The organism is Paractinoplanes toevensis (genome assembly GCF_018332695.1).
GTDB lineage: Bacteria > Actinomycetota > Actinomycetes > Mycobacteriales > Micromonosporaceae > Actinoplanes > Actinoplanes toevensis.
The window spans coordinates 1-17,235 of the sequence record NZ_BOQN01000133.1 but is presented as its reverse complement, the minus strand read 5'-3'; the positions used below and the strand labels follow the sequence as shown (position 1 = coordinate 17,235).

General features: G+C 71.5%; 10 protein-coding genes. 3 read left to right on the top strand and 7 right to left on the bottom strand.

Features of this window, described 5'->3' with window-relative positions; translation table 11 throughout:
• The first annotated feature begins 3 nt into the window (after window positions 1-3).
• Together Ato02nite_RS44040 and Ato02nite_RS44035 are read left to right on the top strand one after the other, a co-directional pair.
• Complete coding sequence (locus Ato02nite_RS44040; protein ID WP_213012686.1) at window positions 4-3,243, top strand: non-ribosomal peptide synthetase; 3,240 nt, start codon at window positions 4-6, stop codon at window positions 3,241-3,243.
• On the top strand, window positions 3,240-10,247 hold the full coding sequence (locus tag Ato02nite_RS44035) for a non-ribosomal peptide synthetase (protein ID WP_213012685.1): 7,008 nt from the start codon (window positions 3,240-3,242) through the stop codon (window positions 10,245-10,247). Before Ato02nite_RS44040 ends, Ato02nite_RS44035 begins: the two co-directional genes overlap by 4 nt.
• Window positions 10,248-10,308: 61 nt before the next feature.
• On the opposite strand, the gene Ato02nite_RS44030 is transcribed toward Ato02nite_RS44035, so the two are convergent.
• The 7 genes from Ato02nite_RS44030 to lysW are packed head-to-tail and all read right to left on the bottom strand — an operon-like array spanning window position 10,309 to window position 16,215.
• Window positions 10,309-11,310: a transketolase family protein gene (locus tag Ato02nite_RS44030; protein WP_213012684.1), complete on the bottom strand. Its 1,002-nt coding sequence runs from the start codon at window positions 11,308-11,310 to the stop codon at window positions 10,309-10,311.
• A complete protein-coding gene (locus tag Ato02nite_RS44025; RefSeq protein ID WP_213012683.1) occupies window positions 11,307-12,152 on the bottom strand; it encodes a transketolase in 846 nt (281 codons plus the stop codon). The genes Ato02nite_RS44030 and Ato02nite_RS44025 overlap by 4 nt, the downstream gene beginning before the upstream one ends.
• Before the next feature lie 3 nt (window positions 12,153-12,155).
• A complete protein-coding gene (locus Ato02nite_RS44020; RefSeq protein WP_213012682.1) occupies window positions 12,156-13,274 on the bottom strand; it encodes a M20/M25/M40 family metallo-hydrolase in 1,119 nt (372 codons plus the stop codon).
• Entirely contained in the window at window positions 13,271-14,119 is an 849-nt protein-coding gene (locus Ato02nite_RS44015; RefSeq protein ID WP_213012681.1) for a [LysW]-aminoadipate kinase, read from the bottom strand. The genes Ato02nite_RS44020 and Ato02nite_RS44015 overlap by 4 nt, the downstream gene beginning before the upstream one ends.
• A 31-nt stretch (window positions 14,120-14,150) precedes the next feature.
• Window positions 14,151-15,197 carry an N-acetyl-gamma-glutamyl-phosphate reductase gene (argC, locus tag Ato02nite_RS44010; protein ID WP_213012680.1) on the bottom strand — a complete coding sequence of 349 codons (1,047 nt, stop codon included), beginning with the start codon at window positions 15,195-15,197 and terminating at the stop codon, window positions 14,151-14,153.
• On the bottom strand, window positions 15,194-16,051 hold the full coding sequence (locus tag Ato02nite_RS44005) for a RimK family alpha-L-glutamate ligase (RefSeq protein ID WP_213012679.1): 858 nt from the start codon (window positions 16,049-16,051) through the stop codon (window positions 15,194-15,196). Before Ato02nite_RS44005 ends, argC begins: the two co-directional genes overlap by 4 nt.
• Window positions 16,048-16,215, bottom strand: coding sequence for a lysine biosynthesis protein LysW (gene lysW / locus Ato02nite_RS44000; RefSeq protein WP_213012678.1), 168 nt, complete (start codon window positions 16,213-16,215; stop codon window positions 16,048-16,050). Before lysW ends, Ato02nite_RS44005 begins: the two co-directional genes overlap by 4 nt.
• A gap of 253 nt (window positions 16,216-16,468) precedes the next feature.
• On the opposite strand from lysW, the gene Ato02nite_RS43995 reads away from it, so the two are divergent.
• Complete coding sequence (locus Ato02nite_RS43995) at window positions 16,469-17,194, top strand: sulfotransferase-like domain-containing protein (protein ID WP_213012677.1); 726 nt, start codon at window positions 16,469-16,471, stop codon at window positions 17,192-17,194.
• The last annotated feature ends 41 nt before the right edge of the window (window positions 17,195-17,235 follow it).

Here is a 17,235-nt window from a genome sequence, read left to right as displayed (position 1 = left end):
GACATGACGACGGGGAGTGTCAACGACACCAAGCGGGCGCTTGCCGACCTGCGGCAGCGTCGCCGGCGTGCGGAGGCGGCCCGGCGCAACACCATCGAGCGGATCCCGCGCGAGGGCTATCTGCCCGTGTCCAAGCAGCAGCGATACCAGTGGCTGCTGCACCAGCTGGACCCGGGCGCGGCCACCTATCAGGTGCCGTTCGCGCTGCGCCTGCGCGGCACCCTCGACCGGGAAGCGCTGCGCGAGGCGCTGCGCGGGCTGGTCGTCCGGCACGAGAGCCTGCGCACCACGTTCCGGGCCGAGCACGGATCGCCGTACCAGGTGATCAGCCCGGCCCCGGAGACCTGGGAACTGCCCGTCACCGACCTCGCCGGCGACCGCCTGGCCGACTGGCTCGCGGCCGAGGTGCGGCGCCCGTTCGACCTGGCCGAGGGGCCGCTGCTGCGCACCGGCCTGGCCCGGGTGGCTGAGGACGAGCACGTGCTGCTGCTGGTCATGCACCACATCGTCACCGACGGCTGGTCGGTCGGGGTGATGGCGCGCGAACTCGCGGCGCTCTACGAGGGCCGGACGCTGCCCGAGCCGGCCGTCCAGCCGGTGGACCACGCGGCCTGGCAGCAGTCCGCGGCCGGCCGCGAGGTGCTCGACCGCCAGCTGGAGTACTGGCGCGGGCAGCTGACCGACCTGCCGGTGCTCGACTTCCCGGCCGACCGGCCCCGCCCGGCCGCCCCGGCCGGCACCGGGGCCGTGGTCCGCCAGAAGCTCGACCCGGCCGTGGCCGCCGGCGTCCGGGAACTGGCCCAGTGCCTGCGCGTCACGCTTCTCGCGGTGCTGCAGGCCGGTTTCGTCACGGTGCTGTCCCGCTGGTCGGGCCAGTCCGACGTGGTGATCGGCTCGGTACTGTCCGGCCGCACCCGGCCGGAGACCGAGTCGATGGTGGGCTTCTTCGCCAACTCGGCGGTGCTGCGGGTCGGGGTGGACGGCGATCCCACGTTCGCCGACGTCGCCCGCCGGTGCTCGGACGCGGTGCTCGACGCGCTGGGCAACCAGGACGTGCCGTTCGGCGCGGTGGTGGACGCGCTGAAGCCGGATCGGGTGCCGGGCCGCAACCCGCTCTTCCAGATCAGCTTCACCCTGCTCACCGATGCCATCCTCGACCGGTTCCGGCTCGGTGACCTGAGCGTCGAACCGGTGCCCGCCGACAACGGCACCGCCCGCTTCGACATGGCCTTCCAGGTCGACGAGGCGCCCGACGGGTCCCTGAGCGTCTGGCTGGAGTATTCGACCGAGCTGTTCGATGAGGACCGGATGCTGCGCCTGGTGCGGCATTTCGAGCGTGCGCTGCGGCTGGGTATCGCCGACCCGGAGGCGCGGGTGGCGACGCTGCCGTTGCTGGCGCCCGAGGAGTGGGCCGAGATCCAGGGCTGGAACCCGCCGCCGCTGGCTCGCGAGGGTTCGCTGCACGATCTGGTGGCCGACTGGGTTTCCCGGACGCCCGACGCACCCGCCGTCATAAACAACGACGACCTGCTTTCGTACGCCGATCTGAGCGTGGCTGCCGATCGGGTGGCGGTCGCGTTGCGTGATCTGGGAGTCGATCGCGGGACGGTGGTGGGTGTTCTCCTGGACCGTGGCCCGGGTCTGCCGGTCGCGGAGTTGGGTGTGTTGAAGGCTGGTGGTGCTTGGCTGCCGTTGGATCCACAGCAGCCGCCCGCCCGTTGGGCCGCACAGCTCGAGGATGCCGGTGCGATCGCGGTGGTGACGACGTCCGCGCTCGCTGCCGATCTGCCGGCCGACCTGCCTCAGTGGCATCTGGACACCGCACCGCGGACTGAGGTCGAGCCGGTGCACACCAAGGTGTCGCCGGACGATTTGGCCTACATCATCTACACGTCGGGTTCGACCGGTAAGCCCAAGGGCGTGATGATCTCGCATCGGGCGGCCGCGAGTTTCGTGCAGAATGCCGGTGAGTTGTTCGGGTTGAAGCCGGGCGATCGGCTTCTGCAGTTCGCCAATCCGGCTTTCGACGTGAGTGTGTTCGACATCTTCGCCGCCTTGGGCAGCGGTGCCGCGGTGGTGACCGCCTCGCGCGAGACTCTCCTCGACCCTGACAAGCTCCAGGACCTTCTGGAAAGCTCACGAGTCACCGTGGCTGACCTGCCCCCGGCGGTGCTGCGACTGCTGGATCCGAAGCCGCTGACCGACCTGCGGGCGTTGTTCGTCGGCCTCGAAGCTTTCCCGGCCGAGCTGGTCAACCGTTGGGTATCGCCGACTCGAGAGTTCCACAACGGTTACGGCCCGACGGAAGCCACCGTGGCATGTGTGGATTACAAGTGTCCGCCGACCGGTCTGGAACAGTCGCCGCCGATCGGCCGTGCGATGACCAACCACCGCGTCTATGTCCTCGACGAACATCTACAACCCGTGCCCGTCGGGGTCGCGGGGGAGTTGTTCATCGGCGGTGACGGCCTGGCGCGGGGTTATGCCAACCGGCCCGGGCTGACGGCGGAGCGGTTCCTGCCGGATCCGTTCACCGGCGAGCGCATGTATCGCACCGGTGACGTCGTGCGGTGGCGTTCGGACGGCAACTTGGAGTTCCTGGGCCGTCGGGACCGGCAGGTGAAGATCCGGGGACTGCGGATCGAGCTGGCCGAGGTCGAGCACGCGCTGACTGCCGTCGAAGGTGTGCGACAGGCGGTCGTCACCGTCGACCAGCCCGGCACACCGCAGGCCGCCCTGGTCGGTTATGTCGTCGGGCCGGCCGGCGGGGTGCGGGAGCAGTTGATGCAGCGGCTGCCGTTGCACATGGTCCCGACCTATGTGATCGAGCTGGATGCGTTGCCGCTGACCGGGAACGGCAAGCTCGACCACACCAAGCTGCCCGCCCCGAACACGGTCGCCCAGGAGCATCGGCCGCCGGGCACCGACACCGAGCGCGCGATCGCCGGCATCTGGCACGACCTGCTCGGCACCCCGCTCGACCAGATCGGCGCCACCGACAGCTTCTTCGACCTCGGCGGCAACTCCCTGCAGGCGACCAGGCTGACCGCCCGGATCGCCGACGCCCTCCGGACCACGGTGGAACTGCGGACGCTCTTCGCCCGCCCGGTCCTCGCCGAACTGGCCGCGGCGATCGACGCCGAACGGTCCCGCGCCGCGACGGCCGAAGTCGAGCTGGAAGAGGAGATCGCCGGCCTGTCCGAGGCGGAACTCGACCGGTTGCTCAGCGAGGAGACCAGGTGAGCACGACAGATCTCGGCGCGATGACCCTCGAGGAGAAGCGCCGCGCCGTACTGGCCCTGCGGAAACGCCGGCAGGCGGCGGCCGGCCCGGACACCATCGAGGTGGTGCCCCGGCGCGACCGGCATATCCTCTCCCACCAGCAGGAATCACTGTGGCTGCTGAACCAGCTGGACCCGGGATCGCCGGTCTACAACGTGCCGATCGCCCTGCGCCTGCACGGCCCGGTGGACGTGCCGGCGCTGGAGGAGGCGTTCCGGGCCCTGGCGGAACGGCACGAGAGCCTGCGCACCGTCTTCGGATCCGACGCCGGCGGCCCGTACCAGCGTGTTCTGCCCGCCCCGGCGCGCTGGCCCCTCCCGGTCACCGACCTGGCCGACCGGCCCGCCCCGGAGCGCGAGGAGCGGCTGCACGCCCTGGTGGACGCGGAGGGGCAACGCCCCATCGACCTGGCCGCCGGTCCGATGTTGCGGACCGGCCTGGTCCGGCTCGGCCCGGACGAGCACGTCCTCGTCCTCCTGATGCACCACATCGTCACCGACGGCTGGTCGGCCGGAGTGTTTGCCGATGACCTGGCCGCGCTCTACGCCGGCGAGACACGGCCGGAGCTGCGGATCCAGCCCGTCGACTACGCCGCCTGGCAGCGCGGCCGGGTGACCGGCGCCCACCTGAACGAACAGCTCGACTACTGGCGCACCCACCTGGACGGCGCCCCGGTGCTGGACTTCCCGTCCGACCGGGTGCGCCCGGCCAACCCCACCGGCGCCGGCGCCGTACTGCGGCACCGGCTCGACCCGGACGTATCCACGGCCGTCCGCGCGCTGGCCCGCTCGTCCCGAACCTCGTTGCTGCCGGTCCTGCAGGCCGGTTTCGTCACGGTGCTGTCGCGCTGGTCGGGCCAGCCGGACGTGGTGACCGGCACGGTCCTGTCCGGCCGCACCCGGGCCGACATCGAGCCGCTGGTCGGCTACTTCGCCAACACGGTCGTGCTGCGCGTCGACGCGGCCGGCGACCCGACGTTCGGTGACCTCGTGCGGCGTTGCTCGGAGTCGGTGCTGGGTGCGCTGGGCCACCAGGACGTGCCGTTCGGCATGGTGGTGGACGCGCTGAAGCCGGAGCGGGTGCCGGGCCGCAATCCGCTGTTCCAGGTGGGCCTGACGCTGCAGGCCGCGGCCACCAGCAACGCCGGTTTCCGGCTGCCCGGCACCCGCGTGGAGCCGGTCGAGGTGACCGGCACCCGGGCGCGGTTCGACGTGGGCGTGACCGTGATCGAGCAGCCGGACCAGACGTTCGAGGTGCAGGTCGAGTATTCGACGGAGCTGTTCGATGAGGACCGGATGCTGCGCCTGGTGCGGCATTTCGAGCGTGCCCTGCGGCTGGGTATCGCCGACCCGGAGGGCCGGGTGGCGACCCTGCCGTTGCTGGCGCCGGAGGAGTGGGCGGAGATTCAGGGCTGGAACCCGGAGCCGGTGGCCCGGGATGCGTTGCTGCTGCACGATTTGGTGGCCGAGTGGGTTGCCCGGACGCCCGACGCACCCGCCGTCATAAACAACGACGACCTGCTTTCGTACGCCGATCTGAGCGTGGCTGCCGATCGGGTGGCGGTCGCGTTGCGTGATCTGGGAGTCGATCGCGGGAAGGTGGTGGGTGTTCTCCTCGATCGCGGCCCGGAGCTGCCGGTCGCGGAGTTGGGGGTGTTGAAGGCCGGTGGTGCGTGGTTGCCGTTGGATCCGCAGCAGCCGCCCGCGCGGTGGGCCGCGCAGTTGGCGGATGCCGGGGCGATCGCGGTGGTGACTACGTCCGCGCTGGCGGGGGATCTGCCGCCGCGGGTGAAGCAGTGGCATCTGGACACCGCGCCGCAGACCGATGTCGAGCCGGTGCACACGAGGGTGTCGCCGGATGATCTGGCGTACATCATTTACACCTCGGGTTCGACCGGTAAGCCCAAGGGCGTGATGATCTCGCATCGGGCGGCGGCGGGTTTCGTGCAGAACGCCCGTGAGCTGTTCGGGTTGAAGCCGGGCGATCGGTTGTTGCAGTTCGCGAATCCGGCGTTCGACGTGAGTGTGTTCGACATCTTCGCCGCTCTGGGTAGTGGCGCTGCGGTGGTGACCGCTCCGCGTGAGACTCTCCTCGACCCCGATCGTCTGCAACAACTGATGCAGGGTGTGACGGTCGCCGACCTCCCGCCGGCGGTGCTGCGGCTGTTGGATCCTGAGCCGTTGACGGAGTTGCGGGCGTTGTTCGTCGGCCTCGAAGCTTTCCCGGCCGAGCTGGTCAACCGTTGGGTGTCGCCGAGTCGGGAGTTCCACAACGGTTACGGCCCGACGGAAGCCACCGTGGCGTGCGTCGATTACCGGTGCCCGACCGACGGTGTGCGGCAGTCGCCACCGATCGGCCGCGCGATGACCAACCACCGCGTCTACGTTCTGGACGAGCGTCTGCAACCCGTCCCGGTAGGCGTCGCCGGGGAGCTGTTCATCGGCGGTGACGGCCTCGCCCGCGGCTACGCGAACCGGCCCGGCCTGACCGCCGAGCGCTTCCTGCCCGACCCGTTTACCGACGAGCGGATGTATCGCACCGGTGATGTCGTGCGGTGGCGTTCGGACGGCAACCTGGAGTTCCTGGGTCGCCGGGATCGGCAGGTGAAGATCCGGGGACTGCGGATCGAGCTGGCGGAGGTCGAACACGCGTTGGCCGCTGTCGACGGTGTGCGGCAGGCGGTGGTCACCGTGGACCAGCCGGGCACCCCCAAAGCGGCGCTGGTCGGCTACGTCGTCGGGCCGGTCGCCGGAGTGCGCGAAGCGCTGATGCGACGGCTGCCGCTGCACATGGTCCCGACCCACCTGATCGAGCTGGACGCGTTGCCGCTGACCGGAAACGGCAAACTCGACCACGCCAAACTGCCCGCCCCGAGCACGGCGGCCCAGGAGCACCGGCCGCCGGCCACCGACACCGAGCGGGCCATCGCCGGCATCTGGCACGACCTGCTCGGCACCCCGCTCGACCAAATCGGCGGGACGGACAGCTTCTTCGAGCTCGGCGGCAACTCGCTGCAGGTGGTTCGGCTGCGCAACGCCGTACGCGAAAAGCTGCGCACCGACCTCGATGCCGCGACCCTCTTCACCCACCCGGTGTTGCGGGATCTCGCCGCGCGGATCGACGCGGCCGGCCCGGCCGAGGCCGGGGCCGAGGCGCTTACCATCGTCGACCGCGACCGGCCGCAGCCGCTCTCGCCGCAGCAGGAAGGCCTGCTGTTCCTGCACGAGGCGGACCCCGAATCGGCCCTCTACCACCTGCCGATCGTGCTGCGCCTGGACGGCCGGCTCGACCTTCCCGCCCTGCGCCGCGCCCTCACCGCCCTGGTCGGACGGCACGAGGCGCTGCGCACCCGGATCGTCACCGTCGACGGCGTCCCCCGGCAGATCATCGAACCGGCCCCGGCCGACCTGCCACTCGACGCCCAGCCGGTGCCGTCCGAGCGGGTGCACGACTGGGCGACCGAACAGGTCATGCGGCCGTTCGACATGGCGTCCGGTCCGCAGCTGCGCCTCGGTCTGGCCCGCGTGACCGAGACCGACCACGTGCTGGTGCTGGCGATGCACCACATCATCACCGACGGCTGGTCGGTGGGCGTGCTGGCGCGCGACCTCGCGGCGCTCTACGAGGGCCGCTCGCTGCCGGCACCGGCCGTGCAGCCGGTGGACCACGCCGCCTGGCAGCAGTCCGAGGCCGGACGCGCGGTTCTCGACGCCCAGCTGACGTACTGGCGGGAACGTCTCGACGGCGCGCCGGTGCTGGACTTTCCGGCCGACCGCCCGCGCCCGGCCGAGCCCACCGGGGCCGGCGCACTGCTGGAACAGACCCTCGACCCGGACGTGGCCGCCGGGGTGCGCGCGCTGGCCCGCTCGACCGGCACCTCACTGCTGGCCGTTCTGCAGGCCGGTTTCGTGTCGGTGCTGACCCGCTGGACCGGGCAGTCCGACGTGGTCGTCGGCTCGATCTTCTCGGGCCGCACCCGCACCGAGACCGAGGACCTGGTCGGCCTGTTCGCGAACACGGTGGTGCTGCGGGCCGATGCCGCCGGCGAGGCCACGTTCGGTGAGCTGGTAGGCCGTTGCTCGGAGTCGGTGCTGGGTGCGCTGGGCCACCAGGACGTGCCGTTCGGCATGGTGGTGGACGCCCTCAAACCGGAGCGGGTGCCCGGCCGCAACCCGCTGTTCCAGGTCAGCCTGACGCTGCAGGCCGAGGGCACCAGCGGCGCCGACTTCCGGCTTCCGGGGCTGCGCGCCGAGCCGGTCGACGTGACGGGCACCCAGGCCCGCTTCGACGTGGGCGTGACGGTCATCGAACGCGAGACCCTCACCGTCCAGGTCGAGTATTCGACGGAGCTGTTCGATGAGGACCGGATGCTGCGCCTGGTGCGGCATTTCGAGCGTGCCCTGCGGCTGGGCATCGCCGACCCGGAGGCCCGGGTGGCGACCCTGCCGTTGCTGGCCGAGGCCGAATGGGCGGAGATCCAGGGCTGGAACCCGCGGCCGGCGGCCCGGGATGCGTTGCTGCTGCACGATTTGGTGGCCGAGTGGGTTGCCCGGACTCCGGATGCTCCGGCGGTCATCGACGAGCTTTCGTACGCCGATCTGAGCGTGGCTGCCGATCGGGTGGCGGTCGCGTTGCGTGATCTGGGAGTCGATCGCGGGAAGGTGGTGGGTGTTCTCCTCGATCGCGGCCCGGAGCTGCCGGTCGCGGAGTTGGGGGTGTTGAAGGCCGGTGGTGCGTGGTTGCCGTTGGATCCGCAGCAGCCGCCGGCGCGGTGGGCCGCGCAGTTGGCGGATGCCGGGGCGATCGCGGTGGTGACTACGTCCGCGCTGGCGGGGGATCTGCCGCCGCAGCTGAAACAGTGGCACCTGGACACCGCGCCGCAGACCGAGGTCGGGCCGGTGCACACCAAGGTGTCGCCGGATGACCTGGCGTACATCATTTACACCTCGGGTTCGACCGGTAAGCCCAAGGGCGTGATGATCTCCCACCGGGCCGCGGCCAGCTTCGTGCAGAACGCGAGGGAGCTGTTCGGGCTCAAGCCCGGCGATCGGCTTCTGCAGTTCGCCAACCCGGCGTTCGACGTGAGCGTGTTCGACATCTTCGCCGCCCTCGGCAGTGGTGCCGCCGTGGTGACCGCTCCCCGCGAGACCCTCCTGGACCCCGACAAGCTCCAAGCGCTGCTGGAAAGCTCACGGGTCACCGTGGCGGACCTCCCGCCGGCGGTGCTGCGGCTGTTGAATCCGGAGCCGTTGACTGATCTGCGGGCGTTGTTCGTCGGCCTCGAAGCTTTCCCGGCTGAGTTGGTGAACCGTTGGGTGTCGCCGACGCGGGAGTTCCACAACGGTTACGGCCCAACCGAAGCAACGGTGGCGTGTGTCGATTACCGGTGTCCGACCGGCGGTGTGCGTCAGTCGCCGCCGATCGGTCGGGCGATGACCAATCACCGTGTCTACGTTCTGGACGAGCGTCTGCAGCCGGTGCCGGTCGGGGTGGCGGGGGAGTTGTTCATCGGTGGTGACGGGCTGGCGCGGGGTTACGCGAATCGGCCCGGTTTGACCGCAGAGCGGTTCCTGCCGGATCCGTTCACGGGTGAACGGATGTATCGCACCGGTGACGTGGTCCGGTGGCGTTCGGACGGCAACCTGGAATTCCTGGGTCGCCGTGATCGGCAGGTGAAGATCCGGGGACTGCGGATCGAGCTGGCGGAGGTCGAGCACGCGTTGGCCGCTGTCGACGGTGTCCGGCAGGCGGTGGTCACCGTGGATCAGCCCGGCACGCCGCAGGCCGCGCTGGTCGGTTACGTGGTCGGCCCCGCGGCGGGAGTGCGGGAGCAGCTGATGCAGCGGTTGCCGTTGCACATGGTTCCGGCTCATGTGATCGAGCTGGAGGCGTTGCCGCTGACCGGAAACGGCAAACTCGACCACGCCAAGCTGCCCACCCCGCAGGCGCGGGAGCGCACCCACGTCCCGCCGGGCACCGACACCGAACGGGCCCTCGCGCGCATCTGGCATGACCTGCTCGGCGTGCCCCTGGACCGGATCGGCTTGCACGACACGTTCTTCGACCTGGGCGGCAACTCGCTGCAGGTGGTCCGGCTGCGCAACGCCGTACGCGAAGAACTGCACGCCGACCTCGACGTCCGCCGCCTCTATGCGGCCCCCTCGCTGGCCGGGCTCGCCCGGCTGGCCGACGACCGGCCCGGGCCGGCGGGAACGTCGGAGCTGGTGGAACTACGACCCGGGCAGGGTGCACCGCTCTTCCTGATCCACGCCGTAGGTGGCTCGGTCGCGCCGTATCAGGCGCTGGCCGGTGCGGTGGACACCCCCGTGATCGGCATCGAGGACCCCGCCCTGCACGGCGAGGCCCCGGCGACCGAGCTCAGCGCGGTTGCGGCACGATACGCCGAGGCCATCCGCCGGGCCCGCCCCGACGGACCGTACCGGCTGGCCGGCTGGTCGATGGGTGGCATTCTCGCGCTGGAGGTCGCGGCGCGGCTGCGCGAGGCGGGCGGCACCGTCCCGGTGGTGGTGCTGATCGACAGCTCGGTGCCGGTGCCGGCCGAGCCGCCGTCCGATGTGGACCTGCTGATCGCGTTCGCCGGCGACGTGGCCGGGGTTTCCGGCACCGCGACGCCGGACCTGAACCGGGCCGAGCTCGACTCGCCGGACCGCGTCGAGCTGGTGCTCGAGCGGCTGGAGGCGGGCGGTTCGGTGCCCACCGGAATCCGTGACGAGCTTCGCCGCCGGGTGGCGGTGTTCGCCGCGAACGCCCGGATGCTGGCCGCACACGAGCTGAGCCCGTGCCCGGCGCCGGTGGTGCTGCTCAGCGCGGGCGACGGCCAGGACGAGCAGGTCGCGGCCTGGACGGCGTACGCCGGAAAGGCCCTCACCCACCACGCCGTTCCCGGCACCCACCACACCGTGCTGCACCAGCCGGAGGTCGCCACCGTGCTGAGCACGGTCTGACCGCACACAAAGATCCGGTCCCGTCTGGTGGACGGGACCGGATCTTTGTGTGGTCGAAGGGTCAGCGGCCGAGCACCTCCCAGACCCGCGCGGCGACCTCCTCGGCGGTGATGCCGTTGGCGGCCAGCAGATGACGGTGGCCGCCGCGGCCCCGGGTGAAGTGGTCGCCGACCGCCACCCGGCGCACCGGCCGGGCCAGGCCGAGCTCGGCCACGCACTCGGCGACCGCCGAACCCAGACCACCGGCCGCCCAGTGTTCCTCGACCACGACCAGCCCGGTCGTGTGCTCGGCCGCGGCGACCAGCGCCTCGGTGTCGAGCGGCTTGACCGTGTGCACCTCGAGCACCTCGGCCGACACCCCGACCGTGGCCAGGTCACCGGCCGCTTCCAGCGCGGCCAGCACCGGGTAGGGTCCGCTGGCGACCAGCGTGACGTCGGTGCCCGCGCGCAGCGACCGGGCCCGCCCGATCTCCGGCGTCTCGGCGCCGGCCGGCAGGTCGGGGGTGCCGCTGCGGCCCAGGCGCAGATAGACCGGGCCGGGCCGATAGGTGCTCGCCCGGTCCAGTTCGCGGGTCGTCGCCGCGTCGGAGGGGACCAGCACGGTCATGCCGGGCAGCATCCGCATCACCCCCACGTCCTCCAGGCTGTGGTGGGAGGTGCCGTAATGGCCGCCGGAGAGCCCGCCGTGCGTCGCCACGATCCGCACCGGGACCTCGTTGTAGGCGATGTCCAACTTGACCTGCTCCAGCGCGCGGGTCGCGGCGAACGTGGCCATGGTGTGTACGTACGGGATGCGGCCGGACCGGGCGAGCCCGGCCGCGACCGACATCATGTTCTGCTCGGCGATGCCGAGGTTGATGTACCGGTCGGCGGCCGCGCCCCAGTCGACCCCGGCGAACAGCCCGGTGTCGCTGTCCAGGCAGACGACACGCTCGTCGCGGGCCATCAGGTCGATCAGGACGTCGCGGTGCACCTCGCGCGGGGCGGGTGGCGCCACCACGGGCGGCGGCCCGATGACGGCCGGCGGCCCGGTCACCTCGGGCGGCTGCTGGGTGATAGTCATGCGGACTGCTCCGTTCTCCTGCGGTGGGCTCCCAGGACGGCGAGCGCACGCTTCGCGGGCTTGCCGGTGAGCCGGGCGTAGTGGCTGCGGGTCTGTCCCTCGATGTAGGGCAGGCCCTTGCCCTTGACGGTGTGCGCGATGACCACGGTCGGGCGCCCGCTGACCCGCGGTGCCTCGCCCAGGGCGGTGTGCAGGGCGGTCAAGTCGTGGCCGTCCACCTCGACCACCTCCCAGCCGAAGCTGCGCCACCGGTCGGCGAGCGGTTCCAGCCCCACGGCGTCCTCGGTCGGTCCGGTGATCTGCAGTCGGTTGCGGTCCACGACGGCGACGAGGCGGTCGAGGCGGTGGGCGCTCGCCGCCATCGCGGCCTCCCAGTTCGAGCCCTCCTGCAGCTCGCCGTCGCCGAGGATGACGAAGCAGCGCCGATCACTACCGGTGAGCCGGAAGTCGAGGGCGAAGCCGGCGCCGACCGACAGCCCGTGGCCCAGCGAGCCGGTCGGCATCTCGACGCCCGGCACCGCCCTGGTCGGGTGGGCGGTCAGCGGCTCGTCGGCGGCCGCGTACCGGTCAAGCCAGTCGGCGGGGAAGAAACCACGCTCGGCCAGAGCGGCGTAGAGGCCGATCGCACCGTGTCCCTTGCTCAGGATCAGCAGGTCGCGGTCGGGTGCGGTGGGCTCGGCCGGGTCGATGCGCAGGACCCGGTGGTACAGCGTCACCAGGATCTCCACCATCGACATCGAGCCACCGAGGTGGCCGCCGTCCGGGTTGGCGCACATCCGCACGATCGACTCCCGCACCCGCAGGCAGCGTTCCCGGAGTTCGGCGTCGTCGGGATCGGTCATCGCTCAGCTCTCCGTCCGCGTGGTTCCCGAGGCCAGCGTCAAATGCCGGCGGCGGACCCGGCCGGGCAGATCGCCGGCCAGTTCGGTCAGGGCGTGCCGCAGGACCTCGATCCCGCGCAGGTAATCGGTGAGCAGGATGTGCTCGTCATCGGCGTGGTCCAGCCGGCTGTCCCCGGGGCCGTACGTGGCCATCGGGATGTTCCACCGCACCGCCAGGGTGTTCATGTCCGAGGTGCCGGTCTTCACCTTGTAGGAGGGGCGGCCCTGCTGCGAGCGGATCCCTGCGGCCAGCGCCCGGACCACCGGGTCGGGACGGTCCACCCGGCAGGCGGCAATGGTGTTGATCAGGTGAAGCTCGCCGTCCGGAAGCCGGCGGCGCAGACCCTCGATCAGCGCCTCGTCGTCGAATCCGGGCGGGGTGCGGATGCTCAGCTCGGCCTCCGCCTCGACCAGGTCGCCGCGGATCGAGACCAGGCACGGCCACGGCGCGTCGAAGCTGGACCGGATCGCGTCCCGGCCGAGCAGGTCGAGCAGCACCGACCAGGCCTCCGCCGCTAGTTCGGCCGCCTTCGGAGCCGGGCTGCTCGGGTGCGTGGCCGGGCAGGACACGCGGTAGGCGAGGTCGAGTTTGCCCTTGTAGCCCAGCACGACGTTGTCCCAGCCGCTCGGCTCGCCGATGATCAGCGCATCCGGCTGCTCGTGCGTGTCCCGCACGAGCACGGCACCACGGGACAGCGGCGTCTCCTCCTCCACCGCACCCACCACGACGATCCGGCCGTGGTAGTCGTGCGCCGTGGCGGCGGCGCACACCATGGTGGCCAGCGGCCCCTTGGCGTCCACCGCCCCGCGGCCGTAGAGGCGGTTCTGCTCGGCGCGCACCGGGATCTGCTCGGGGACGGTGTCCATGTGCCCGAGCAGCATCACGGTCGGGCCCGGGCCCCGGTCGATCACGCCGACCGCGTTGCCCGCCTTGTCGACGTGGGCGGTGAAGCCCAACTCCCGCAGAACACCCACCAGGTGTTCCGCGAGCCGGGCCTCGCCGTACGAGGGGGACGGGATCTCGATCAGGCTGCGCAGCAGACCGACCGCGATCGTGTCCGGGCAGCCCTCGGTCCGGTTCACCGGCCCGCACCCACGCCGGCCAGGGCCGGCTCGGTCACGACGACCCGGGTCCCCGAGCCGGCCAGCGCGGCCCGCACCGGGGAGCTTCGCCGGCCGTCCGCGATGAGCACGCGGCCCACCCCGCCCAGCAACGCCTCGCGCGAGGCCACCAGCTTCAGTCCCATGCCGCCGCCCCGCACCGGCGGCGATCCCTTCGCCGGCACGGCGCACACCGGCTGCACCGAGGTCTCGTCGGCCGGGTCCTCCAGCACTCCCGGCGCCCCGGTGAGCAGGACGAGGGTGTCGGCGCTCAGTGCCGCCGCCACCGCGGCCGCGGCCCGGTCGGCGTCGGTGTTGACCGGCTCACCGTCCTCGGCCAGCGCGGGCGGCGAGATGACCGGCACCTGCCCGGCGTCCAGCAGAGCTTCTAGCAGACCCGCGTTCACGTCGGTGATGCGGCCGCTGTGGTCGTCGCGCACCACCACCTTGCGGCCGTCCACCAGAGCGCGGTGGGCGCTCTTGCGACGGGCCCGCAGCAGGCCCGAGTCCAGGCCGGTCAGGCCCACGGCCGGCACGGACAGGCGCATCAGCTCGGCCACCAGCCGCGGCTTGGCCCGGCCGGCCAGGGCCAGGTGCACCACCTCCAGCATCTCCGAGTCGGTGTACCGGGCGGACACCCCGTCCGGGGCGACCAGGCGTCGCGATGCCACGGACATCCGGGCGGCCAGGTGGTCGATGTCGGCCGAGCCGCCGTGCACCAGCACCACGCGGGCCGGTCCCCGGGCCAGCTCCGCGATGTCCCGGCAGACGAGCCGGGGATCGACGGCGGCATTACCGCCACACTTCACCACAATGGTCTCTGGCATCGCTCCGTACTCCCTTCCTTGAATGGGTTTGTCAGTTCGGGTGCAGTCCCGGGAAGGACAGGCCGGTGGTCTCCGGCCAGCCGAACCGCACGTTCAGCGCCTGCACGGCGCTGCCGGCTCCGCCCTTGACCAGGTTGTCCAGGGCGCCGACGAGCACGACCTGGCTTCCGTCGCCGGCCACCGAGAAGCCGACGTCGCAGTAGTTCGAGCCGGCCAGGATCTTCGGCTCGGGCAGGCGGTAGACGCCGGTGCGCTGAGCCACCACCCGGACGAACGGTTCCTCGGCGTACGCCTTGCGGTAGGCGGCGCGGACGTCGGCCTCGCGGACGCCGCCGGCCAGCGGAGCCCGGCACAGCACCTGCACGCCGCGCACCGCCTCGACCCCGGTCGCCGTCATGTGCACCGGCAATCCGGTGGCCTGGGCGATCTCCGCCTCGTGTCGGTGCTGGGTGGGGGCGAACACCCGCATGGCGCCGCTGCGTTCGGCGTGCAGATTGGCCGAGCCGGCCGCCGCGCCCGACCCGCTCGACCCGGTCCGCGCGTCCACCTGCACCGGACCGTCGAGCAGCCCGGCCTCGGCCAGTGGCCGTACGGTGAGAATGCCGGCCGTGGCCATGCAGCCCGGCACCGCGATCCGGTCGGCGGTGCGCAGTTCGTCGCGGTGCCACTCGGGCAGGCCGGTGACGAAGCTGGACAGCAGCTCCGGTGCCGGGTGTTCGGTGCCGTAGTAGCGCGGGTAGCCGGCCGGGTCGCGCAGCCGGAAGTCCCCGCCGAGATCGACGACGACACCTGCCCGCTGCAGGTACCACGGCATCTTCTTCATGGTGTGCCCGTGCGGCATGGCCAGGAACAACACGTCCAGGTCGGCCGCGTCGCCGAGGCTGTCGTGCGGGCTGAACGCCAACTCGGTGCGCCCCCGCAGGTTCGGGTGCGGGTTGTGCACCCGCTTGCCGGCGAACGAGTCCGAGGTGGCCAGCACGACCTCCACGTACGGGTGGTCGAGCAGCAACCGCAGCAGTTCCCCGCCGATGTAGCCGGACGCCCCGGCCACCGCCACCCGGGTCCGCTTCTCGCTCATTCCTCCGCCCTCGCCATGGTCAGGTCGACGATCCGGTCGGCGACCGAGGTGGACTCGCCGTGCACGCGGTGGAAACCGGAGAACTCCACGCCCGCGTTGACCTCCAGCACCAGCCATCCGCCCTGCCCGTCCTCGAGCAGGTCGACGCCGGCGATGTCGGCGCCGACGCAGCGCGCGGCGGCGACCGCCGCCTTCGCCAGCTCGGGAGTGAGCGGGCACGGCTCCGTCGAGGCGCCGCGGGCGACGTTGGTACGCCACCCCGCGCCGCGCCGGTAGGTAGCGCCGAGCACCTCCCCGCCGACGACCACGGCGCGCACGTCGCGGTCGCCGGTCGGGATGAACTCCTGCACGTAGATGACGTGCGCGGCCGGGCTCGGCAGTGCCGCCACGTGCTCCAGGACGGTCTCGGCGGTCTCCCGGTCGGTCAGCCGGGACACCAGCCGCCCCCAGGAACCGTTGAGGGGCTTCAGAACGGCCGGATAGCCGATCTCGTCGAGGGCGTCCAGGGCGGCCTCGGGGGTCAGGGCCAGCGCCGTACGCGGCGTGGGCAGGCCGGCCTCGTGCAGCGCGACCGAGGTGCGGTACTTGTCCCCGCACACCTCGATCGCCTGCGCCGAGTTGAGTACCGGCACGCCCGCCGCCTCCAGCATCCGGGCGGCGCCGGCCGCCCGCGCGAAGCCGATCTCACGGTTGAGCACGACGCTCCACCGCCGCTCCGGCGGACCTTGCAGGGTCCGCCAGAGCGTGCGGGCGTCGAGGTACTCGTACGTCACGCCGCGGCGGTCGAACGCATCGAGGATGCGTTTCTCGTCCGCGCGCAGCCGGGACGCGAGTACGGCGACCGGAGCGTTCACTCGCCCCAGTCCTCTTCGACGTTGGGAGCCAGGGCGACGGTGGTCGGGTTGAGCGATACGACTTCGAGCTCGCTCGCGCAGTCACCGCATTCCAGGATCTCGCTGATTCGCGGCGTCGCCCCGAGGGTGACGCTCGACTCGCATTCCGGGCAGCTGGTCGTCATTTCGTTCTCGCCTTTCGTGTGCCACTCAGCAGGTCCGGCTCAGTAGAACCCGTCCGGCCCGGCTCACGCGTCCATCACCGTGACGAATGCGACCGTCGCTTCTCGTTGATTCCGCGGGGCCCTTCGGTGCAGTCGTGCGGACGTGGCGTTGACGTTGCTGGACGCCAGGTTTGACCTGCGGTCAGCACGCTTTACAGCCCTCCGGCCGCGTGCATCACTGAATGGGGAGACCTGCCGAACACTTAGGAGAGACGTGGAAAAACTGCCGAAAGTCCTGATGTTGTGGGCCGCTCCGCGGAGCCGGTCCACCGCCTTCTTCCGCATGATGTGCGAGCGTGGTGACTTCTCGGTCCTGCACGAACCGTTCTCCTATCTGGCGGAGTTCGGCCGGGTCGAGGTGGCGGAGCGCGAGGTGCGCGACGGCACGGCACTGCTCGCCGCGCTGCGCGAGCTGGGCGAGCGGGGCCCGCTCTTCGTCAAGGACACCACCGACGAGCGTTACCCGGAGGTGCTGGCCGACACCGCGTTCCTCGCGACCGACGCGAAGCACACGATGATCATTCGCCACCCGGCGGCGACGATCGCCTCGTACCACGCGCTCAACCCGGACGTACGGCGGCACCAGATCGGCGTCGAGGCGCAGTACGAGATCTTCAAGGCGGTCTGGGACGCCACCGGTGAGCCACCCGTCGTCGTCGACTCCGACGACCTGATCGCCGATCCGGCCGCGACGGTGCGCGCCTACTGCGCTCAGCTCGGCATCCCGTTCCGGGCCGAGGCGCTCGCCTGGCAGCCGGCCAACCGTCCGGAATGGAAACCCAGCGAGCGCTGGCATGCCGACGCCGGCGCCAGCCAGGGATTCCACCGCACCGAGAAGGCGTACGACGTGGACGTGGCGGCCCACCCGGTGCTGCGCGAATATCTGGCGCACCACCTCCCGTTCTACGAGAAGCTGCACGCCCACCGGGTGCAGCCGTGACGGGCCTCGCGCCGTACCTGGTCTCGCATCTGGATGCTCTT